The organism is Arthrobacter sp. fls2-241-R2A-172 (assembly GCF_030208885.1).
Lineage (GTDB): Bacteria > Actinomycetota > Actinomycetes > Actinomycetales > Micrococcaceae > Arthrobacter.
Genome location: NZ_JARVTB010000003.1, coordinates 264,160 through 285,597, shown reverse-complemented (window position 1 = coordinate 285,597; position 21,438 = coordinate 264,160). Strand labels below are relative to the sequence as shown.

The following is a 21,438-nucleotide window of genomic DNA, read 5'->3' as shown; positions in this document are numbered from 1 at the left end:
TCCTCGCAACGTACACGTTTGACAAATGCAGATCTGGGGTTGAGAGTGTTGCTCAATCACTTGAACGACTCGCGGAATGGCAACCGTAGAAGTGAAAGTGATTTCCCTTGCAATAACTCAATAATGCACTCAAACTAACCTCATCTCGCGAGAGAGTGTTGGGAAACATTAAATCAAGTAGGCCCGAGTGGCCCTTGAGATCACGTCCATTGGGGGACACAAGATCATGAAAATTCGCACCAGCATCACAGCAATATGCATGTCAGTATTCATCGCAACCCTGGCGACTCCGGCCCATGCAGCTGATGAGCCCGACAGCACGCAGACACTCAAAGACGTCACCGCACCTAGATCTGCATCAAGCGACGGAACCACAAATCACTTGAGTCTCAAGAAGGGCGAACCGACATATTCAACAACAGCTGTCGGATCGCGCCGTGCCAGTCTTTACGCCGGAAACTGGATGCTCTTCACGGAGGAAAACGTGGACTTCTACTACGACTGGAGCCGGGTGACGAGTAGCTACGGCTATCAACGCGTTGGTGCTTTCGGGTTCAACACGGTTCAGGCACTGGGCATCAATCGAAGTTATGTGAGCAACTGGCAGCACTCCTTCAGAGCATTGACCGACGCAGGCGTAGGCACCCCCACGCCTTGGGGAAATGTCAACATTTATCACTCAACCGTCATCCAGAGCGCAAACGTATATGGCGACGGCGCCTGGTATGCGTGGCAGGGCTAGTCAACGGACTTAGTGCCCAAAGGGGCCGGTCCTGAGCGGCCGGCCCCTCCTAAACGAGGACTCATGTTACGCATAACAGATCTTTCCAAACGGTACGGCCGAATAAACGTGTTGCACAACATATCATTGACTATTCCCTCAAGCGGCATATACGTGCTTCGGGGTGAAAACGGGAGCGGCAAGACCACCTTGCTGAAGTGTTTGGCTGGGCTTGAACGATACCAAGGAAGCATTCTCTGGCATAGCGAATCATTGTTGAAGAACATTGCCGTAGCCTTTGATGATTCCACATTGCACGGGCGACTCACAGGTTTGCAGAATCTGCGGGCCCTTCTAGATGCATCTTCAGAAGTCATTGAGGAAACTCCTGCAGTTCGGATGTTCTTCAATAATGATCTTCTCAGGAAGAGATCTGCAAACTACTCTCTCGGACAAAGAAAAAAGATCAAGATAGCAGCGGCTTTCACAGCACTGAAACCATGCATCTTGTTGGATGAACCGCTGTCTGGCCTGGATAAATCCGGTCGAGAGGGCCTGCTGCAATTGCTGGAGTCCAGCGCCGACACCAACTGTGTACTGATTTCAGATCACGAATCCGCGTTCTACCGCAGCGTTGCCTCATCTGAGTTCACCATTCGACGTGGCAAGATCCATCGAGATCCAGGCAACGAAGCTTCCAAGATCGATGAGTTTGATGAATAGCCTACTTCGTTCCATGAGGACCGAACTGAGGTATCAGCACTGGAGCAGAATGCTCTTGCTTCCCCTCGCTGGTCTCCTTTTGGCTCTCGTATTCGCATTCACCGGGAGTGCCAGCAACGTCGGTGCCAGCATGACTCGTCTCGAGGCGACGGCGGCACAAGCATCAGCCAACGGACTGTCCCTGGCTCAGGCCATAGAACAGCCCATGAGCTTGGTGGTTCAGGACGGTCAGAAGCTGGTGGACAATCCACTTCGCTATGACTATGAAAGGGCCTACCTTGCTTACCAAGCCCTCGAAGGAACGAATGGAGTCGGAACCGGACTTGAAATGATCACCTTCTTGGTCATCCCGCTACTCTTTTTCGTGTACGGGTGTGGCGTAGCGGCCGGCGACGCCCGCCGTCGTATTTTGAAGGATCGAGTGGTCACACAAGGCGCAACGCCATACGTCGTTGCCAAAGCGGCTATTGTTGTGGCCGTTTCCTTGGCTGCGGTCCTGGTTGCGGCGACGTTGAGCCTTGCTGTAGCGCCTATCGTCAGAGCGGCCTTTCTACCCTCCGTCGATCGCAGCTTTCCCTACCCTGTTGCAACACTGGCTGTTGGAAGCCCCGCCGTCCAAATTGCATTCAGCGCGTCTACGGCAATCATGTTCGGGCTACTGGGTCTGTTTGTCGGACTCGCGGCCAGAAGCATGCTGATACCGAGCTTGGCTGCCGGCGGGCTGCTTATGGTGGCACCTTTCGCTGGGCCCTACGATCCACGAAATATTCTTACCGCCGCTGCAGAGGGCGTCTTCAACTACTGGGGTGGGTTCAGCCCACGCCCGCCATTCCCAGTGCAGCTCGAACTCGGCCTGGCCGCCATGGCCGGGGGCTTGCTCTTTGTTGCCCTGGTGTCCGTCTTTGTCTGGTCACGGATGACGAAATTTGTGTAAAGGCCCACTTGGGCAGACAAAAAAGCACGGCCGGTCAGTGACCGGCCGTGCTTCTGAGTTATCCGAAGACTAGATAGCCTGGATGTTTACTGCCTGGGGACCCTTGGGGCCCTGCTCGACGTCGAAGGAAACCTTCTGGTTCTCTTCGAGGGAGCGGTAGCCCGAGGAGTTGATCGCAGAGTAGTGAGCGAAAACGTCCTGGCTGCCATCTTCAGGAGAGATGAAGCCGAAGCCCTTTTCGGAGTTGAACCATTTTACGGTACCTGTAGCCATTTTTTCAGTCCTTACTGAAGGTGGAGATTGTCCCGACTTTCGGGTCTCCGGGTGTGGGGTGTTCTCCACAGTTACTTCAGAAAGTCACGATCCGGAAGGATCGTGGGGACTGCCTGAACTACCAAATGCCAAACACAACAACACCGTCAAGTCTACAGAGTTTTGAGCAGATGGCTAGTGCTGGGAAATATTTATCCATCAGGTGTGTTCGGGACACGCCAACTTGGGCGTTACTGCCGCTCGTCGCCTTTGCCTACACTCTGGAGCCTTTCCTTGATCACCCAGCTGGAAATCGCCGGAGCGGCAGTCGCTATCAGGCACGCCGTTGCCCAGAGGTTGTCCAATAGTCCGCTGAAGAGCAGAACCAGGCTAAGGGCCGCCACCACCCACGTTGCGATATCGAGAGCCCGGATCAAGCTTGTGGTCGACATGTGCAAATCATCCCCCCAGATTGTCTTCCGGAAAGCCTACGTCTTTTCAAAACCTTCTTCGCCCATCCCCAAACGCCGCCCGCAAGCGTAACGTTCACCCCATGGGACCGACACCTGACACGGTCATCATCGGCGCAGGCCAGGCGGGCCTCACGACGAGCTACTGGCTCACGCAATTCGGCGTCGAGCATCAAATCCTCGAGCGGCGCGCCACTTTGGGCGGTGCCTTCCAGGATCGTTGGGACGGCTTCTACATGAACACTCCCAACCTTTCGCTGGACCTCCCTGGGATGCCGTACGACGGCGACGACCGGGACGCGTTCATCCCCCGCGATGCAGCGGTGAACCTCTTCAGGCGGTACGCGGAGCTGATCGCAGCGCCAATTCACACCGGCGTCGACGCGACCAAGATGTCCCCGACGTCGAACGGAGGCTTCCAGGTTGAGACGTCTCTGGGCAGCTTGAAGGCGCGAAACGTTGTTCTTGCAACGGGTGCCTACCAAGTGCCCAAGATCCCGGCTCTCGCCGCGAAGCTCCCAAGCGGTGTAACCCAGCTGCACACTCACGACTACCGCAATCCCGAGCAACTACCCGACGGTGGCGTGCTCGTCGTCGGCACCGGACAATCAGGCGGCCAGATCGCCGAGGAACTCCACGCAGCCGGACGGGACGTCCACCTCGCGGTTTCGATCGTCCCCGAAGCGCCCCGCCGGTACCGGGGCCAGGACCTCATCTATTGGATGCTCGAAACCGGCAAGCACGGCCCCGAATTCGGCGTCAACGCCCTTACCGCCAAGGCACTCCCCTCCCCCTCCCTGCGATTCGCACCCAACCCTCTACTCTCGGGCACCGACGGCGGCCACAGCATCCACCTCCGCGAACTCGGCCGCCGCGGCATGCACCTTCACGGCCATGTTGAAGCAATCGACGACGGCGCCATCACCTTCAGCGACGACCTCCCCGAACGCCTCGCCGCCGTCGAGTCCGCGTTTGGACAGCGGTCACGAAAGGCGATTGATGCTTACATTGCGGCAGCGGGCATTGATGCGCCCTCGCAGCCACCTTTAGCCGCGGATGATTGGCTGCCTACCGAGCCGGCGCAGCTGAACCTGGCCGACGCCGACATCACGTCCGTCTTGTGGGCAACCGGGTACAAACTCGACTTCAGCTTCGTTGACATGCCGGTGGTTGATGAGTGGGGCTACCCGAAGCACGTGGGTGGGGTGATGGAGGCAGCTGGACTGTTCGTCGTCGGGCTGCCCTGGCTTACGCGGCACTATTCAGCGATAGTCGGTGGTGTGGGTTTAGACGCCAGATTTATCGCTGAGCGAATCTCCGGCCTTTGAACACTGTTCCCACTCAGTCAAAACGCTCCCAGGAGGACGATTCCATGCAAATGCCCAAGCCCTCAGAGGCGGACAAAGAACGCTTCCGCTCGGCCGTCCCCGAAAATCCGGAGGCGGAGGTTAAGCCGATGTTCGGGAACCTCGGTGCTTTCGTGAACGGCAACATGTTTGCCGGCTTGTTTGGTCCCACCATCGGCGTGAAGCTCTCCGAGGCCGACCAGCAGGAACTGGAGTCCAATCACCAGACGCAACCCTTTGGTCCCGCAGAACGTCCAATGGGCGGTTACCTCGGCCTTCCTGAGTCGTGGCAGGACGACGCCGAGCAAACTGCGGAATGGGTGGCCAAGGCGTTTGAGAACGTGGCAAAATTGCCGCCCAAAGCACCGAAAGCACCCAAGGCGAAGCAGCCCAAGAAATAGGCAAAGCTGCACCCAAAAGCCCTCGCCAAACATGTCCGGAAGTGCTGTTATCCTGCTATGGCATCAATGAATGGGCGAGTGTCCCTTGTGTCGGGCGCTACGGGCGGCCTTGGCAAGGCCATCGCGACGGCGCTGGCCCGCGAAGGAGGGACCGTCGTCGTGCTTGGCCGTTCAGAAGCGCGGGCAGAAGACGCGATTCGCGACATCCAGGCTGTAGTCCCTAACGCGGCGCTGGAGCCGCTTGCGTGTGACCTCTCTATCCAGGCCTCAATCCGGTCGGCAGTTGACGAGTTCCATTCCCGTCATCAAAAACTCAACGTGCTGGTCAACGCTGCTGGCGTGTTCCGTAAGGAACGCCAAGTGACCCCGGACGGCCTCGAAGTCACATTCGCCACCAACGTAATGGGCTATTTCCTGCTCACCAACCTGCTCGTGGATTCGCTGAAACGCGGGGCAAGTGCAGACGATGCCTGGACGTCGCGGGTGGTCAATATCGCGTCGAAGTATTCGGGTGGTCCGTCGGTTACCACGATCGATTTCGACGACCTTCAGACCACCAAGCGCAAGTACAGCTACATGCGCGCTACCCCACCAACGATGCTTGGCCGGGTTCTGTTGACGCAGGAGTTCGCGGAGCGTCTTCGGGGCTCAAACGTTGTGGTGAATGCCGTGCACCCGGGCCTGGTAAAGAACACGGGGCTGCTGCAGGACGTTGGCGGCCCATTCCGCTGGCTGACAAACACGCTAGGCAAGCCTGCCGAGGAAGCGGCTGATACGCCCTTTTGGCTGGCCACTTCGCCGGAGACTGCTGCGGTGTCCGGCAAACTCTGGGCCAAGCGCAAGGAACTGCCGACGCCGGGCATGGGGTCGGACCCGGCGGCGCGAAGGAGGCTGTGGGAGGAATGCACCCGGCTGGCGAAGATCCTCTGAGCTTCCGCTCAGGAACCTTACGCCTCCTTCAGGTCCAGCTGCGGCGCAGGTTTCCGGAACCCTCGCGTCAAGTAGGCGAGCCAGACCAAGCCAACGGCGGCCCATGCCAGACCGAATCCGATCGACAGCCCACTCAGACTCGTCCATAGCCAGATCGTGAGCACAAACCCAATGCCCGGAAGCACAAGGTTGTGGATCACGCCCCGAGTTCCGCGGGCCTCTTGGTCGAAGTAGTAGTGCTTGATGACGGCGAGGTTGACCACGGAGAACGCCACGAGCGCTCCGAAGCTGATCAGCGATGAGATGGTCAAAAGGTCCAATACGAACGCCAGTAGCGAGACAGTGGAGGTCAAAAGGATCGGCAGGACGGGAGTCCGGAATCGTTCGTGCAACCGCCCCAAAGCAGCCGGGAACACCCCGCTGCGACCCATCGAATGAATGATCCGCGAGACCGAAGCCTGGGAGGTCAATGCTGATCCGAGGCTGCCGGCAATGTAGGCGGCCGTGAAGAAGGCCACGAGCAGCTCGCCGCCAGCCGCGCCAATGACCTCGATGGCCGCCGAGTCCACGTCGTTGAAGGTGCTGACGGGGAGAACCAGGTGGCTGATGTACGCGAGTCCCAGGAAGATCATGCCGGCCAGCACCGTGGTGATCATGATGGCGCGGGGCAGATTCCGCTTCGGGTCCTTTGTTTCCTCGGCGAAGGTTGAAACGGCGTCGAAGCCCAAGTAGGAGAGACAGAGGATGGCCGAGCCGGCGAAGATGGGCGAAAGTCCCTCGGCACCTTCGGCCCCGGTGAAAGGCGCAAGCAGATCAACGCTGCCGGTTCCCGTGATGGAAGAAAGCCCCAAGGCGACGAACAACACGATGAAGAGCGCTTGGAGACCCACCACCACAAAGTTGGCCTTCGCAATCGCAGTAATGCCAAGGATGTTCAGCACGGTCACAGCCACAATCGAGACGATCATGAACACCCAGGCCGGGATAGCTGGGAAGGCGGCTTCCATATAGATGCCGATCAGCAGGTAGTTGATCATCGGCAGCAACAGATAGTCCAGGAGGAGCGACCACCCGGCCATGAAGCCGAGGCCTGGCCCGAAGGAACGGGTTGCATAGGTGTAAGCGGATCCCCCGAACGGGAACGCCTGCGACATCCGGCCATACGAGCGAGCCGTGAACAGCATGACCACCAGGGTCACGGCGTAGGCAGCCGAGAGCCGCCCGCCGGTAAGTTCAACGACGATGCCGTAGGTGCTGAAGATCGTCAGCGGCACCATGTAGACCAAGCCCAGCAGGACCAGGGATGGAACGCCGAGGACTCGGCGCCAACCCTGGGAAGGCGCTTGGGTGGAGGACGGCCCCACAGGCTTCTCGCCTGCCGGTGTATCAGTTTCAAACGTGGGGGTCATTGGGGATCCTTGGTCTTGCTGAGGTGTGCTGGGAAGCTGCGACGCTGCAGAACTTCGTAGCGGCGACCGGATCTACGGGGTCACCGTGATCCTGAAGTGCTGGGGGTTGGTACGTGAGCCCTGATGTACGACACGGACCACGCGCTTCAAATGAATAGCGTTCATTTATTGTGACGGTGAGGCGGGTCACAGTCAATATGTGACGGGGGGCTGGAGGCCGGCCCCACCGGCCTCCAGCCCCGCTCTCATGGCCGGGTCTTACTACCAGGCGTTCAGATTACCGGGTCGCTGCACACCGCCGGCCGCGAAGTGCCTATCGCGAGTGTCCATCGTGTCGGCGCGACGAGCGATGTGGCAGGGCCATCGCTTCTTCACTGCCCAGCGAAGGACCACCGTCGTGCTTGGGCGTTCAGAGGCGCGGGCAGAAGACGCGATTCGCGACATGCTGGCAGTCAATAGAGAGCAGGACCGGAGAAAGCCAAGGCTTCCAGCCGCAAGCTAGAGGCGCCCCGCTGCAGGAGCTAATGTGTACCGTCACGCGGCCTGGCGTCCGCACGGCGGACCGACGATCATAGCCGACACGCCTTTCACCGTCCTCCTCTGATTCTCACCTCTATGAACCGGGAGGAAGTAGGGTCGTCGTCATGACCGCGTTGACATCTGACAAACAAAAAGGAGTCCTTCCTTGGTCTCATTCTGGGCCGAGTCTTCTTATAGAAGCTGACAATCTAGATGCGCTCGGCTTGTTGTCCGATGAAACCTTCCGGTTGATATACATTGATCCGCCCTTCAACACCGGTAAATCTCAAGTTCGACATACTCTAAAAACAAGACGATCTCCAACCGGTAGCAGGCTTGGCTTCAAGGGAGATAGGTACGACACGGTCAAGGGTGCCGCGTTGGCTTATAACGATACCTTTGATGACTACTGGTCTTTCCTGCAGCCACGCTTACTCGAAGCCTGGCGACTGTTGGCCGATGACGGAACCTTATATTTACATCTTGATTACCGGGAGGTGCACTACGCAAAGGTCTATCTAGACTCGATCTTCGGAAGCAAGTGTTTCTTGAATGAAATCATTTGGGCTTACGATTATGGCGCGAGAGCACGGAAGAAATGGCCAACAAAACACGACAACATATTGGTCTACGTAAAGAATCCCAAGGCGTATCTCTTCAATGCACAGGTCGTCGAAGACGAGCTCTATAAGGTTCCTGGTATGGATTCATCGCCGCTCGCTGCTGAGGTCCTCCCCAGCGATATCTGGTGGCACACCATTGTGTCCACGATGGGGAAAGAAAAGACGGGATACCCGACCCAGAAGCCTGAAGGCATTCTTCGACGCATCATCCAGGCAAGCAGCAAACCGGGCGACTGGGTCCTCGACTTCTTCGCTGGAAGCGGGACAACGGGGGCGGTCGCCCATTCGCTCGGAAGGAAATTTGTGATGGTCGACCAGAACCCTGAGTCAATAACAACGATCAAGGCGCGACTTAGCTCCCACCTGGGAGACACCGGCAACGCAGAGTCGCCGGTCAGATTTGTGTCGCTTGCCTCAGCTGAACCTGGCCGCGCCTAATGGATATTGACGACTATGAGGTTATGACAACCGTATCAGCGAAGCTTCTTAGCAATGTTGCGCTAAATGACGCATGGTCTGGAAGTCCGTTCGAGTGGATCCGCGGAGTCCCCTCCGCTACGAAAGGCCGAGTCGGTAAAGCGCTTATAACCGAGTGGGCCCGTGCGGTGGGACTCTTTATAGAAGGAGCACCCGACGGGAAAGGAGATCGTTGGATTAACGGACATTTAGTTCAAATCAAGATGTCTACCCTTTGGGACGCAGGGTTCTACAAGTTCCAGCAGATCCGAGACCAAGACTATTCGTACTGTCTTTGCCTTGGTATTTCCCCCTTCGAAGTACACGCGTGGCTCCTGCCAAAACACCTAATCAAAGAACACGTGATCGGCCACATGGGGCAGCATACGGGTTCTGGTGCCAGCGAAACGTCTTGGCTAGAGGTACGACCCGGAGCGGTCCACCAGTGGATGCGGCCTTATGGCGGTACCCTGGAAAGCGTTCGAGCCATCCTTGAACGAATACAGAAGTAGAGGGTTTCTCGAAGGCGTGATCGCCGTGGCAGGCTAGCTAGCTGTCTTCGGATGACCCTGCTTGGAGCACAACTTCAGTAGGCAAAGACAGCGACCCGGGGAGAATCTGGGCCGGCATACGAGAAGAACATCAACGGTTCACTGCTGTTAGGGGTTTGGCCTTTGGGCAGGATGTTTCATGTGGTGAAGTTTCGCGACGCAGTTGCTCAAGCCTGGGGTGGGTGGCCCGACTTTATCGCTAGAACACAAGGGCTGCCGCTAGTGGAATGACCTTGATGGATATTCGCTTCGGTGGCGGGCAACAGATACTAGCGGCCAAGATGATCTTCTACTCGCGGTCGGTAGATACTTCGCTGCTAACGTGGCCGACAAGGCGTCAGCTCACAGCCTGAAGTTGACGGTCCACCATCTCGATTCCAATCTTGGCCGGACCGCTCTTCACTCCGAGTGCATGTGCTATGGAATTCCCTATTGCGCACGCGACCGGCGGCGGGAAGGCATTGCCAATTTGGCGGTAAACCGAGGTTTTACGGCCTGCGAACTGCCACTCCGGTGGGAACCCCTGGACGCGGGCAACCATTTCGTTCGTCAGCCGTGGCAAGTGATCATGCGGCGTGTCTGGGCCAGGAACCTCATTAGCGATCCCCTTACCGTCGACGCCCAGTTGCAACCACGCTGCTTTCGCGCGGGTGGGACCGAGGTCAGCACCACCGTGCTTTTTTGAACCCCCAACAACTGTAGGGGCGATGTAGTTAGCTCGTTCTGCCCAGGCCTCCGCTCCAGGCCAACCACCGCTCTTCATCAAAGGCAGCAAGATTTTTCCTACGCTTGGAGGTGTTCCTTGCGCTGAGGGCCAGGAGAATTTTCTGAAGTACCGCCGTTTCATGGCCACGAGGATGAATCGGGGGCGCAGTTGCGGGACACCGAACTCGCTGGAGTTGAACAACTGCCAGTCCGCGTCGTAACCGAGCTTGTCAAGGGCATCCAAAATTGATTGCCGATAAGGGGTGAATCGAGCAGATGCCAATCCCCTAACGTTCTCAAGCATGACGGCGCTCGGGGAGGCTTCGCGAACGAGGCGCAGGGCTTCAGGGAAAAGGTCACGTTCGTCGTCAGCACCCAGCTGTTTGCCAGCAATGCTGAAGGGCGGACACGGAACTCCACCGGCCAACAGATCGACCCCCCTGTATCCGCTGCCAGTGATCTCTCGCACATCTCCCTGGTGCACGTCCCAGATGGGGCGGTTTAGGCGAAGAGTGGCCGCTGCATCTACGTCAATTTCTACGGCCAAGGAATGTCCGAATCCGGCCTTTTCCAAACCGACGGATTGACCTCCTGCTCCGGCGCAGATTTCGAGCACGGTGAGTTGAGAGGAGGATGTGATCATGTTGTCTATCCTCTCATTTCATCGGTAGTGGTTCGGCCGTCTGACACGCGGCGCCCCAGACCGATCGAAGCATGCGGACCGACAACGCTGGTCTCAATTGGTCGGCTCTTCGAGCTTGGTCAGCAGATCTTCGCGCTCCTGTTTTGAAAACAGTCGTATAAGGCCCCAAGCCTTATCAATCTGTCGTGGGGTTCTGTGCCCAACCCATATCCAATCCGTTAGTATCCGCCTCTCGTCAGGGGCAAGGGTCACGGCTGCTGCATATGCAGCCTCACTCGATCCTATTTCCGCGAGAGGATTCCGACACCGTTTGCACGTGGTCACGTAACGTCCTTGTGGCGCAGCCTCATCGCACCAGGTGACGCTCAGCTGACCTGCAAGAGCAGGGTCATCGCTGTACGTTTCCCCAGCGCCTATGCCACAGAAAACGCAGGCAAAGTTGTCCCTCGCCAATATTTCACGGCGCTCACGGTCACTTGCGCGGGGAGTGAGATTGGACTTGTAGCCTGGCTCCCAGACGTGACCGCCGATTTTGACGAGGCGAAGCTCGTCCATGGCCAGTGACCGTTCCTGGGCATAGGTGGACAAGATCCATCCGTCTTGTCTTAGGTCCCGCATACGACGGTCGATTTGTTCAACCCCCGGAAAAGCTTCCCTCAGCTGCGCCTTCGTGAACACACCTCCTTCGCCAATCTGTGAGGCCAACCATAAAGCGGCTCGGGTACGCGTACCTGCGATGCTCGTTCTCCAGTCAGGAAGATTCATGTCGCCCATCATCTTTGATTCTCGTCGCTTTGGAAAATGCTAGACATGTTTGGCGCTGAAATTCCCGGCTGAAGGAAAGAGCACAGCAAGGACATAGAATGCAATCGGGATCTTTACCTTAAGGGGGCAACAATGAGCAACGTGCCAGGGCGTGCGCAGGACAACAAGGCCATCATCGAAGAGCGGCTTGCGGCCGGCCGATCTGCCGAGGGCGTCCAAGAGACAGTCTCGATTGAATGGCGCGGAAGCTCTATGCACCTACCAGTGATCTCCATGCCGGTGGAGATTCTGTACTACAACCCCGCCACACACCGCATACGGGCGCAGCGAAGCATCGACAGCGCTAGGGACCAGGAGCTGGACAAGGACCCGTATGGTGACCTGGGCCAGGCATACCTTCATCAGCTCCTTAAAGGTGACCCTACGAACCCTGAGTCGATTGACCCCGCATTTGAGACGCTCAAAGAAGATTTGAAGATTCACGGTCAAAGCGATCCGGGAATCATTACTCGCAGCGGAGTTCTGATCAACGGGAACACCCGCCGTGCTGCTCTGTCGGAACTTAGACAAGAGCATATCCGCGTCGGCGTGCTTCCGCCCGATGCCAGCCTTGACGATCTTCGGTCCATCGAACTTGCTCTGCAGCTGCGGAAGGACCACAAGCGAGACTACTCATTCATGAACTTCCTACTCGCTATCGAGGAGAGGATCCTTCAGGGACGGCCGACATCGGAGATCACGGCTGACTTCCGAATCAAAGCGGCAACCCTCGAACGTCACCTATGGATTTTGAGCCTCATCCGAGAGGCAATCGACAGGAGTAGGATTCTTGGTTCAGACGGCCAGCAGGTCTCCTTACGACTGGTGGATTTCGAAGAGCAACAAGGGAAACTCGAAGAGCTCCACCGAACCTATTCGGCGCTAAAAATAAAGGCGCCAGATGAAGCTGAAGCTCTCAGGGAACAGCGGCTCTTGGCCATAGCCCTGAACAAATCCAAGACCGACCTGCGGTTGATCGAACCAGACTTCGTGGGTAAATACGCTAAGCCACTCATGCCGAAACAGACTTCCACCGGGGGGACTTCAGTCCGCATTCCCGGTACACAGCTGACTGCGCCCGGCCCGAGCGCGGTGGTGGAAGCACTGAAGGCGTCAACGACCGCCGTGCTTCAGGCAAAAGCCGCCACGCAGGCTCACGTGAATGTACCCAATACGGAACGCGCGGCGGCCCAACAATTGCTGGCAAACACCCACATCGCCCTGGATGACGGATTGGATTTGGCTGGCCGCCAAGGCAGAGTCCTAAAGAGGAAATTAGCAGCCACAGACAGGTTGTCCGATGCGAACGACGCACTTGAGCTGGTTCTTGAGGCCGTCTCCAGCGCCAAAGCAACAGGAAACTTCAGCGTATCCGACCTCGAGGATGAAATTGGAGCTATGCGTGATAATCTCCGGAAGCTTTCACAAATCGTTAGCCGCGGCCTAAGCGAACCGACGGATGGCGTTCGGTGGCTCCAGGCAGTAACTCGCATAGAAATCGGGGCGAATAAATAGAGTGCTCGACCTCCGGTTTTCCCTCACGGCAGGGAGAGTTGATGTTTCATGCGACGAAGGTAATGCCCCTCACATTCGGATGCTGGCAACTCGATTTTCGACAAGTCTAAACCTGCAGATGACGTCAATCAGCATTGAACTAGATGATTTCCTCGTCAACCTTCGAGAATTATCCCGATGGCCGGCTGAAGACGTCGATGTTCGCTGGGATGATGCACTCCTGCGACTTGTCGAAGGGAACGTTCAAGACTCCGCACTGCTAGATGCTCGGCTCAAGACCGAGGAAATCGATCAGCTATCCGTCCCCGTTCTGCCGCCTAACTGGGTTGCTCCGCTCACCCAGCACCAGACTCGTGATCTGACTAAACTCTTGGCGCTAAACCATGGAGCAAACTTCAGCGTTCCTGGTGCTGGAAAAACCAGGGCGAGTATGGCCATCTACGCCGCCCGCCGCTCCGCCGGATCAATCGAACGCATGCTCGTTGTGTGTCCTAAATCTGCATTCGAAAGCTGGGTGCACGAAGCCGGAGTTTGCTTTGACGGTGCGCCCATGACAACGCACGTATGGACGGGGGGGCTTCCCCCGGACGTCGACATTCTTCTGGTCAACTATGAACGCCTGCCAAATTCACTCCCGCCCCTCACTACCTGGATGAAGGCTGCTTCAACTCTTTTGGTCCTAGACGAGGCGCACCGAATGAAGCTCGGCAGCGCAGGGGCCTGGGGCAGCGCATGCCTATCTCTTGGCCCCTACGCGACTAATCGTCTGATTCTGAGCGGCACGCCCGCTCCGAACGGCTCTAGAGACCTAGAAAGTCTCTTCTCATTCGTGTGGCCTGGACAGGGCAGGGCGGCTGTCCAACGAGCGGTGGCAAACGAGGATTTGGCTATAGCCAGCCGTGTGCTGAAACCGCTCTTCACGCGGACGACGAAGTCCGAGTTGGACTTACCACCAATGAACATATCGGTCCGGCGGGTGGACCTACCGCCACTGCATCGAGAAGTTTACGATGCCCTTCTTGGGCAAGGAAAGCTTGCATTAGCCTCGGAAGCTGGTGACATGGCCGCTCTGGGCAAAATCCTGCTCTACCTACTGATGGCCGCCACTTCGCCTGCGCTTCTTGCCGTTGGCTCTGATAAACACGAAGCGCTGCCCTATCGTGTGCCGCCCTATGACGTTCCAGAGGGCACTTCTGCAATGGAGCTCCTTCGGGATCTGCCGCTCTACGAGCTCAACCCCAAATATCAGGAAGTACGCAGTATTGTAGAAAAAAATGTGGGCGAGGGCAGAAAGACGCTTGTCTGGTCGACCTTCGTTCGAAACCTGAAATCGCTTGAAAGAATGCTCGCGGAATTCAATCCGGCCTTGATTCACGGCGGAACAATCGACAGGAGCGAGGAGCTAAGGCGCTTCCGGCAAGACCCCACATGCGCGGTTCTGCTGTCCAACCCCGCGACGCTCGGCGAAGGTGTCAGTCTCCATCATGAATGTCACGACGCCGTGTATGTCGACCGTGATTTTTCCGCTGGCCGATTCCTGCAAAGTCTGGACCGAATCCATCGACTCGGCCTGGCTCCTTCCGCCATAACTAAGATCACCGTTCTGGCCGCTGCGAACACCATAGACGAGGTGGTGGAGGATCGGCTGGCACGCAAGCTAGAGTTCATGGGCGGTATCCTCGACGACCCCAATGTTCGCGTTCTTGGTGACTTGGAAGAAGAAGTCGATGAATCCGTCGGAATGGATATGTCCGACCTGGCGGCCCTTACTAACTACCTCAACCGATGATTCCTGCTGAAGGAGTAATTGTCGCGGCGGCTCGGTGGCTTGAGCTGCTGGGACGCTCCACCGAACTCCAAGCTTCAATTCTCATCCGGTCTAGCTCCAGGTACACAGACCTAACTCCAACCCAATACTCCACTGCCCTCGAGTGGTTACATTCGATGTCTTGGACCAGGTTGCCGAAGAGCAGCCTGGACCGTTCGCAAACGTTGGGGACGATGACATCCCAGAGCAAGAGAGAATACCTCCTGGCGAGTCTGTTAGGAGCCGCGGACCCTCCCTGGCTGGAAAATGCTGATGTGCTCGTTCACAGCAGCGACGACCTTCCGCAGGACATAGAGAGATGGTCGGAAATTCTTGGTTTGTCGCCCGCTTCCGGATTACGAGTTATACGACGAGTTAGCGGAAAGATAGATTTAGCCCGGCGAGCACAGGTAGGAAGCGCAGGAGAAGTCGCACTCTGTGCACTTCTGGAAGCCAAGTGGCCGGGAGCGATCAATCATGTAGCCGCAACAGACGACGGGTTCGGATATGACATTTCAGCTTCACTTCAAGAGGTCGAATGGCATCTTGAAGTGAAATCAACTACACGCAGAGGCCGTCTGTCCTTCTTCCTGAGTCGTCACGAGTTCGAGACGGGGTTAGCCGACAGCCACTGGAAGTTGCTTGTCGTTGGCTTAGACGATGCGCTTGAAGCGAGCTGCGTTGCCGAGGTGGACAAGTCAGCGTTGAGGCAGTTCGCCCCAGCAGATCGAACTACGGCAGCAAGCTGGGAAAGCGCAAAATATGACCTGGGAGGCCGCCACCTCGTGCCTGGCTTAACGTTTCTCCCATGGGGTGATGAGGCGGATGTGGGGGCGCACGGCTTGCTCGCAACGGGGACCAGCAACCGTTCCCCTCATTTCGCGTGGATGCCTAAAAGTAGCTAAACGCCGACGCCTACACCGCTACCGACAATGTAATAAATGGTCGACTCCAGTAGCCACGCGTGGAGGCGGGGTTCACGGCGCAGCAGGAAGGTCCGAAGTGGCGCTCTGGAAGTGAGCTTGACCTGCACCCGCCAGACCTCGACGTCAACGACGTTGCGGACACCGAAGCCGCTCTCGAACCGGCGCATTGGTTCTTCATTAGTCCCCTGCAGGCGGCCGGTTGCTAAGCCACGCACCTGACGCCCGCTCGTTTTGTAGGAGGACCGGATCAGCATAGAGCTTCTTCACTCCCTCGACGGCGATGAAGCTGGACCGTGAGACCGTGCCCGACCATGGAAGCTACGACTTCGGTTTCGTAGCCGGCTCCGGAGACGCTGACTCTCAGAATCGCTTTCGCCCGGATCAAAACACCCGCTAACAAGAGATGGCCCGCAGACGTCAGTCCGCAGGCCATCATCAAAGCCCGAGTCACTCAGTGCCTCGAGGCTCCGCACTGGACTCAGGTCGTTTGCTTCGCCTCAACACATAAACGCCGTAGCAGCCGAACCCCAGCATGAGAACTGCAGCCGCGGCACGCCACCAAACAAACGGCTGCCAGCTTGCGAAGATCACGGCCATCACGAAAAACGACACCACTTGGAACGTCGACGGAATCCGTTTCATCGGGCTGCCTTCAGTCATCGCTGCACGCTACCAACCCGCGCAGCCCGCGAGCGTCAACCCGATGCTCGACAACGTCCCCGCGAGCGCCCACCCAACGACAGCACCACCCGGAGCGAAAATGGTGATCATGCTGACTCCCCGCCCAACGCGCAGCTCCAAGGCTGTGCTTGCGGCCAGGACGATTGCTATCTTGCTGATGTACTTCCGGATCATCATTGCTCCTAGTGAAGAACGATCTTGCTTGACCCGCACAGCCTGCGCCGGGGAATCAGAGACTAGGTGTCCAAAAGCCCCGAACTAGGTGGCGGGCCAGCCAAAATAGGTGCTAAAAAGCCCAAAAATGAGTGGCATAGCAGGCCCCCTAGGTGCCACCAATCAGCCCTAAATTTGTCATTTCGGAAATTTCCGACATATCATCACAGGGTGCTTCCCGACGTCTTCGGTGCCCTCGCGAACCCCTCGCGGCGCACCATCCTCGACAGCCTCCTCGGAGGTCCCCTGACTGCGGGCGAACTTACCGGCCAGCTCGAACTCAGCCGCTCATCGGCGTCGGAACACCTCAGCGTCCTCAAGGAAGCGGGCCTGATCCGGGAGGAACGGCAAGGCAGGCACAGGCTCTACCACCTCCAAGCCGCCGGGCTGCAGGAAGTCAGCGGCTGGCTGAAGCACTACGAGCAATATTGGAACCACCGGCTCGACGCCCTGGCCGATCTATTGGACGGCCAATCTACTGAACAGGAGAACACCGATGACTGAGAACGCGATCCGCCTCGAACGCACCTTCCCGCACCCCCAGGACGCCGTGTGGGCAGCCCTGACAACGCCCGACCTCCTCGCCCGCTGGTGGGCACCCGGCGACATCGCACCCGTGGTCGGCCACCGCTTCACCATGGACATGGGCGGCTGGGGCCAGCAGCCCTGCGAAGTCCTCGCGGTCGAACCCGGCACGTCCATCAGCTTCAGCTTCGCCGAAGGAACCTTGGACACCACCATCACTTGGACACTGGAAACGGTCGACGCCGGGACCACCCTCTACTTCGAACACGCTGGCTTCAACCTGGACTCGCCCATGGGACGCCAGGCCATCGAGGGCATGGGCAACGGCTGGCCCGGCCTCCTCGCCCGCATCGACCAGGTCTTGGTCCACGCCAGCTAGCATCGGCACCCAAGGCGAGTGCCGGCGTCGTACTTTCCTGTACGGTACCGGACGTAGATCCGGCACCAACGGCGTGTGCCGCACGGACATGGCAGGATGGGCTGATGTTGCCCGATGCCGAGTCCTTGCTTGCAGGTCCCCGCGGAAGACGACTGTGCCTGGAGCTTGCCATGGCAGCCGACGAGGAAATCCTCTGGGCCGCACGCCACCTCAGCTACAACCTCGATCCCGCGGCCGGTAGGTCAAGGGTCATTTACACGCGCGGCTCCTCGAAGGAGCCCGAGTCAGTTCCAGCTGCCCCGACCGTCGCCGAGCTGATTGACCGCATCAACGCATTGGACTTGGAAACCGTGAATTCCTTGGTGCCATACGCCCTGCAGCGAAGCGTGGACACCGCCAGGTATTGGCAGGAACCCGACGGTGAGGACGCTCTCGCCGCCACGGATGCGGTGACTGCTGCGTTGGCACACATCGCAGCGGGGGTTTTGGAATCGCCCGCGTCGCAATGGTGGTGGGACGGCTTCCGGCCGGGGCAGTGGGCGATCGACTGGCGTTCCGCAAACGACCCAGCTCCACTCCCTCGAAATCCCCAGCAAATCCTGTCCAAATGGGGCCGTAAGGAGCGCGCCGATGAGGCCCGGGCTGCGTGGGAACGCCCTGCAGACATTAGGGCCCAGGTGGGCGGAGAGTGGTGGTCAATCCCGCATGGGCTTGTGCAAACCGTCCCATTGATCCCCGGAGGGCTCAGCCTCGTGGAGGATTCCCTCGGGTGGGAAAAGGCAACCACTATCCCTGTGAGCGGCGCCGGGCGGATTCTGGAGATACGCACGGCCACGGATTGGACCGATCTTTGCCGGACCTACCCGCTGGAGGTCACTGCATCCCGCCGCCATGACTGGTTCCGCTCTACCGGTCGCCACGGGCGCTGGCTCATCCCTGACTGGGAGCAGGCCGCATCGGAGTGGGACGCCGTGCACCTCACCGTCGCGGGCTACCTCAATTCGGCAGGTCGCGCGCTCCCCGTTGGCCCGGACACCGCAACAGTGATCGCGGGTTGGGACCCGGGCAGCACGATCTGGCTCACGGACGTGGCCCGCGAATCCGAACAGCCACGGCAGTTCTGGCACCGACCCGATAACCAGGACGAGTGGTTCCAAATCCAGGCGGAATAGGCGACCCGATCAGCCGCCCGCAATCTCCCGCAAGGTGTGCAAGTGCGCCGCCCACACCTCGTGCCCGGCCGCAGTCAGGCTCGCCGACGTCCGAGGCATCTTCCCCGCGAAGCTCTTCTTGATCTTCACGAACTCGGCCTTCTCCAGGATGGCAAGTTGCTTGCTCAGTACGGAGTCGCTGACCTGGATGGCGTCCCGCAGATCCTTGAAGTCCAGCGACTCGGCTTTGACCAGCGCGGCCATGATCGAGAAGCGGACCGGCGAGTGGACCAGTTCGTTGAGCTTGTGGCGCGGGTGTTCCGCAGGGATGCTCATGCGCGCAGCTCCCGGAAGGCCGCGGCCAAGCCCACGACAGCAAGCGCGATGCCCGCCGGGAGGTAGAACCATAGGTTTCCGTCCCGGAACAGGATGGCTCCTGCCGCCAAGGCCACCACATACAGGGCGAAATACGCCAACAGCGATGTCAGGAAGCGCTTGGTGTACCCAGCCTTCGTGGAACGCTGGAACATGGGCCAAATACTGGCCGTCACTGCGGCCCACGCACCAACGGAACAGGCCAGCAACGCAGCGCCGTAGCCGGTGACGAGCACGATGTGCATGCCGATCATGAGCAGCGACCCAATGATCGCGAGGCTGGTGAAGGTGACAGCAACCGGCCAAGCGGCGGCGTTGGTTGAGGTGGCGCCGATGGCCTCTGCCTTGGCCAGCAGTTCACGTGCTTCTGCAGCGGATGGGCTGCCGGTGGTCTCATTCATGCTTCCCCCAAAGTTTCGAATCTGACGTCTCAACAGTAGGAAAGTACTTTCCATGTTGTCAAGTACTTTCCAGTGATCACCGTTAACACCCGCCCCACCAGACCCGGTAAATTTGATTCCACGAGTTTGACCCTCGGTGAGCAACACCATTCGCGCGCCTCACGAAAGCAGGATCACATGACCGTCTCTCCCCTCATCTGGGGCATCACCATCGTCGTCATTTTGGCGCTCTTGGCCTTTGACTACTTCTTCCACATCCGGAAGGCCCACGTCCCGTCGCTGAAGGAAGCGGCCATCTGGTCCTCCATCTACGTGGGCCTCGCGATCGTTTTTGGCATCCTGGTGCTGATCTTCGGTGGCGGCCAGATGGGGTCCGAGTACTTCGCCGGTTACATCACGGAGAAGGCCCTCTCGGTCGATAACCTGTTCGTGTTCCTCATCATCATGGCCAGTTTCCGGGTTCCCCGTGAGGATCAGCAGAAGGTCCTGCTTTTCGGCATCGTGTTCTCGCTGATTGCCCGTACAGGCTTCATCTTCCTGGGCGCCGCGCTGATCAACTCGTTCGCCTGGGTGTTCTACATCTTCGGCCTCATCCTGCTCCTCACGGCAGGAAACCTGCTCAAGCCCGGCGACCACGGCGACGACCAAGCCAACAACTTCATCATCCGCGTGGCCAAGAAGCTCTTCCACACCACGGATAAGTACGACGGCGACAAGCTCTTCACCATGGTGAACGGCCGGCGCGCCCTCACTCCGATGCTCCTGGTGATGGTGGCGATCGGCGGCACGGACATCCTCTTCGCGCTCGACTCCATTCCGGCGATTTTCGGCCTCACCCAGAACGTCTTCGTCGTGTTCACCGCCACAGCGTTCTCGCTGATGGGCCTCCGCCAGCTCTACTTCCTGATCGACGGACTCCTTGACCGCCTGATCTACCTTTCCTATGGCCTCGCTGCGATCCTGGCGTTCATCGGCGTCAAGCTCATCCTCCACGCGCTGCACGAGAACAACCTGCCGTTCATCAATGACGGCGAGCACGTCAACGTCGTCGAAATCACCACCGGCCTCTCGCTGAGTGTGATCATCGGCGTCCTGGTCGTCACCGTGGTGCTCTCATTGATTAGCCCAGCGGGCAAGGCCCAGACGGCCATCAACAACGCCCGGCGTCACGCCGTCGACTACCTGGACCTGGACTACACCGCCGATGCCAACGAACGAGAGCGCATCTACCGCGCCCTGACCGCTGAGGAAGCGCAGATCGTGCAGATGCCACTCAAGTACCGCAACAAGGCCAAGGACGTGGAGAAGATCCGCGAGCAAGTGGCCGAGGCGCACCGCCAGCACGAGGCGTTCCTCAACCGCTAAAGCTAGCCGCCCAGCAGCACGCTGACCTGGGCACGGATATCGTCGCCAACCTGGGCATCGCTCAGGCCCAGGTTGGCTGCCGACGTCATGCTGATGAACATCACCGCCGAGATGATTCCGGCCAGTTTTTCGGATCCGCGCGCCGCAATCTTCTTGTCACGGTTCAGGACATCGACGACGGCGGCTTCCGTCCGTTGGGTGAGGGCCAGCGCCTCCGCGTGGTGCGGCTCAGCCGGATCGCCAAAGACGATCTCCTTCAGATAGGTTCTGCCGTTCTCAATCTGTACCCGGTTGCAGGTGATGATCGGGTTGATGATGGCCATCACCGCGTCAAGGACCTCGGCTTCGGCGGCGGCAGCTTCGATTCCCACGTCGAGCGCCTCAGCGTATTTCACGTTGTGCACCAGAAGCAGCAGCTCCGCCTTGGTTTTCGCATACAAGAACAAGGTTCCCGATCCGACGTCGGCCTTTTCAGCCACTTGCTGGGTGGTAACCTCATCCACTCCGTACTGGGTGAAAAGCTCTCGGGCGGCCGCGGTGATGCGGTCAAGCTTTTCCTGCTTGTTCCGCTCACGTCGGCCAAGGGTCTGGGGCGCAGGCTGCATTCAGCTAC

The 21,438-nt window shown here is 58.6% G+C and carries 24 protein-coding genes; 14 read left to right on the top strand and 10 right to left on the bottom strand.

Annotated elements, in window-relative coordinates; translation table 11 throughout:
* The first annotated feature begins 259 nt into the window (after positions 1-259).
* The 3 genes from QRM57_RS06865 (at position 260) to QRM57_RS06855 (ending at position 2,378) form a co-directional block, all read left to right on the top strand.
* Positions 260-742, top strand: coding sequence for a hypothetical protein (locus QRM57_RS06865; RefSeq protein ID WP_284986050.1), 483 nt, complete (start codon positions 260-262; stop codon positions 740-742).
* A gap of 63 nt (positions 743-805) precedes the next feature.
* Positions 806-1,444, top strand: a complete 639-nt coding sequence (locus tag QRM57_RS06860) for an ABC transporter ATP-binding protein (protein WP_284986049.1) — start codon at positions 806-808, stop codon at positions 1,442-1,444.
* Positions 1,445-1,649: 205 nt separating this feature from the next.
* Positions 1,650-2,378, top strand: coding sequence for a hypothetical protein (locus QRM57_RS06855; RefSeq protein ID WP_284986048.1), 729 nt, complete (start codon positions 1,650-1,652; stop codon positions 2,376-2,378).
* A gap of 69 nt (positions 2,379-2,447) precedes the next feature.
* Here QRM57_RS06855 and cspE read toward each other — a convergent pair whose 3' ends face one another.
* Both cspE and QRM57_RS06845 read right to left on the bottom strand, forming a co-directional pair.
* On the bottom strand, positions 2,448-2,651 hold the full coding sequence (cspE, locus tag QRM57_RS06850; protein WP_011773907.1) for a transcription antiterminator/RNA stability regulator CspE: 204 nt from the start codon (positions 2,649-2,651) through the stop codon (positions 2,448-2,450).
* A 230-nt stretch (positions 2,652-2,881) separates the two neighbouring features.
* Entirely contained in the window at positions 2,882-3,082 is a 201-nt protein-coding gene (locus tag QRM57_RS06845) for a hypothetical protein (RefSeq protein ID WP_284986047.1), read from the bottom strand.
* 101 nt (positions 3,083-3,183) lie between these two features.
* Between QRM57_RS06845 and QRM57_RS06840 the strand changes: the two genes are divergently transcribed.
* The 3 genes from QRM57_RS06840 to QRM57_RS06830 all read left to right on the top strand — a co-directional run bounded on the left by QRM57_RS06840 (position 3,184) and on the right by QRM57_RS06830 (position 5,777).
* On the top strand, positions 3,184-4,428 hold the full coding sequence (locus tag QRM57_RS06840; protein WP_284986046.1) for a flavin-containing monooxygenase: 1,245 nt from the start codon (positions 3,184-3,186) through the stop codon (positions 4,426-4,428).
* A gap of 44 nt (positions 4,429-4,472) precedes the next feature.
* Complete coding sequence (locus QRM57_RS06835) at positions 4,473-4,847, top strand: TfoX/Sxy family protein (protein ID WP_284986045.1); 375 nt, start codon at positions 4,473-4,475, stop codon at positions 4,845-4,847.
* A 78-nt stretch (positions 4,848-4,925) separates the two neighbouring features.
* Entirely contained in the window at positions 4,926-5,777 is an 852-nt protein-coding gene (locus QRM57_RS06830; RefSeq protein ID WP_284986044.1) for an SDR family NAD(P)-dependent oxidoreductase, read from the top strand.
* Between the two features lie 17 nt (positions 5,778-5,794).
* Here QRM57_RS06830 and QRM57_RS06825 read toward each other — a convergent pair whose 3' ends face one another.
* Entirely contained in the window at positions 5,795-7,186 is a 1,392-nt protein-coding gene (locus QRM57_RS06825) for an APC family permease (protein ID WP_284986043.1), read from the bottom strand.
* 644 nt (positions 7,187-7,830) lie between these two features.
* Here QRM57_RS06825 and QRM57_RS06820 point away from each other — a divergent pair.
* On the top strand, positions 7,831-8,766 hold the full coding sequence (locus QRM57_RS06820; RefSeq protein WP_284986042.1) for a DNA-methyltransferase: 936 nt from the start codon (positions 7,831-7,833) through the stop codon (positions 8,764-8,766).
* A gap of 906 nt (positions 8,767-9,672) precedes the next feature.
* On the opposite strand, the gene QRM57_RS06815 is transcribed toward QRM57_RS06820, so the two are convergent.
* On the bottom strand, positions 9,673-10,683 hold the full coding sequence (locus tag QRM57_RS06815) for a DNA cytosine methyltransferase (RefSeq protein ID WP_284986041.1): 1,011 nt from the start codon (positions 10,681-10,683) through the stop codon (positions 9,673-9,675).
* A gap of 93 nt (positions 10,684-10,776) precedes the next feature.
* A complete protein-coding gene (locus QRM57_RS21045) occupies positions 10,777-11,448 on the bottom strand; it encodes a KpnI family restriction enzyme N-terminal domain-containing protein (RefSeq protein WP_502868624.1) in 672 nt (223 codons plus the stop codon).
* Between the two features lie 132 nt (positions 11,449-11,580).
* Between QRM57_RS21045 and QRM57_RS06810 the strand changes: the two genes are divergently transcribed.
* The 3 genes from QRM57_RS06810 (at position 11,581) to QRM57_RS20960 (ending at position 15,714) form a co-directional block, all read left to right on the top strand.
* On the top strand, positions 11,581-13,002 hold the full coding sequence (locus QRM57_RS06810) for a ParB N-terminal domain-containing protein (protein WP_284986040.1): 1,422 nt from the start codon (positions 11,581-11,583) through the stop codon (positions 13,000-13,002).
* Between the two features lie 118 nt (positions 13,003-13,120).
* Entirely contained in the window at positions 13,121-14,791 is a 1,671-nt protein-coding gene (locus QRM57_RS06805) for a DEAD/DEAH box helicase (RefSeq protein ID WP_284986039.1), read from the top strand.
* Entirely contained in the window at positions 14,788-15,714 is a 927-nt protein-coding gene (locus QRM57_RS20960; protein ID WP_350309830.1) for a protein NO VEIN domain-containing protein, read from the top strand. Before QRM57_RS06805 ends, QRM57_RS20960 begins: the two co-directional genes overlap by 4 nt.
* On the opposite strand, the gene QRM57_RS06800 is transcribed toward QRM57_RS20960, so the two are convergent.
* Positions 15,711-15,902 carry a hypothetical protein gene (locus tag QRM57_RS06800; RefSeq protein WP_284986038.1) on the bottom strand — a complete coding sequence of 64 codons (192 nt, stop codon included), beginning with the start codon at positions 15,900-15,902 and terminating at the stop codon, positions 15,711-15,713. The genes QRM57_RS20960 and QRM57_RS06800 overlap by 4 nt on opposite strands.
* A 502-nt stretch (positions 15,903-16,404) precedes the next feature.
* A complete protein-coding gene (locus QRM57_RS06795) occupies positions 16,405-16,593 on the bottom strand; it encodes a hypothetical protein (RefSeq protein ID WP_284986037.1) in 189 nt (62 codons plus the stop codon).
* Between the two features lie 207 nt (positions 16,594-16,800).
* Here QRM57_RS06795 and QRM57_RS06790 point away from each other — a divergent pair, with 207 nt between their 5' ends.
* The 3 genes from QRM57_RS06790 to QRM57_RS06780 all read left to right on the top strand — a co-directional run bounded on the left by QRM57_RS06790 (position 16,801) and on the right by QRM57_RS06780 (position 18,705).
* Complete coding sequence (locus tag QRM57_RS06790; protein ID WP_284986036.1) at positions 16,801-17,133, top strand: ArsR/SmtB family transcription factor; 333 nt, start codon at positions 16,801-16,803, stop codon at positions 17,131-17,133.
* Complete coding sequence (locus QRM57_RS06785; RefSeq protein WP_284986035.1) at positions 17,126-17,533, top strand: SRPBCC family protein; 408 nt, start codon at positions 17,126-17,128, stop codon at positions 17,531-17,533. The genes QRM57_RS06790 and QRM57_RS06785 overlap by 8 nt, the downstream gene beginning before the upstream one ends.
* 104 nt (positions 17,534-17,637) lie before the next feature.
* Positions 17,638-18,705 carry a hypothetical protein gene (locus QRM57_RS06780; protein ID WP_284986034.1) on the top strand — a complete coding sequence of 356 codons (1,068 nt, stop codon included), beginning with the start codon at positions 17,638-17,640 and terminating at the stop codon, positions 18,703-18,705.
* A gap of 9 nt (positions 18,706-18,714) precedes the next feature.
* Here the strand turns inward: QRM57_RS06780 and QRM57_RS06775 are convergent, their stop codons facing one another.
* Positions 18,715-19,020, bottom strand: a complete 306-nt coding sequence (locus tag QRM57_RS06775) for a winged helix-turn-helix domain-containing protein (RefSeq protein ID WP_284986033.1) — start codon at positions 19,018-19,020, stop codon at positions 18,715-18,717.
* Entirely contained in the window at positions 19,017-19,460 is a 444-nt protein-coding gene (locus QRM57_RS06770; protein ID WP_284986032.1) for a hypothetical protein, read from the bottom strand. Before QRM57_RS06770 ends, QRM57_RS06775 begins: the two co-directional genes overlap by 4 nt.
* Positions 19,461-19,637: 177 nt before the next feature.
* Here QRM57_RS06770 and QRM57_RS06765 point away from each other — a divergent pair, with 177 nt between their 5' ends.
* A complete protein-coding gene (locus QRM57_RS06765; RefSeq protein WP_284986031.1) occupies positions 19,638-20,825 on the top strand; it encodes a TerC/Alx family metal homeostasis membrane protein in 1,188 nt (395 codons plus the stop codon).
* Between the two features lie 2 nt (positions 20,826-20,827).
* Here the strand turns inward: QRM57_RS06765 and QRM57_RS06760 are convergent, their stop codons facing one another.
* Positions 20,828-21,430 (bottom strand): TetR/AcrR family transcriptional regulator, encoded by a 603-nt coding sequence (locus QRM57_RS06760; RefSeq protein WP_284986030.1) that lies wholly within the window; start codon positions 21,428-21,430, stop codon positions 20,828-20,830.
* Positions 21,431-21,438 lie beyond the last annotated feature (8 nt).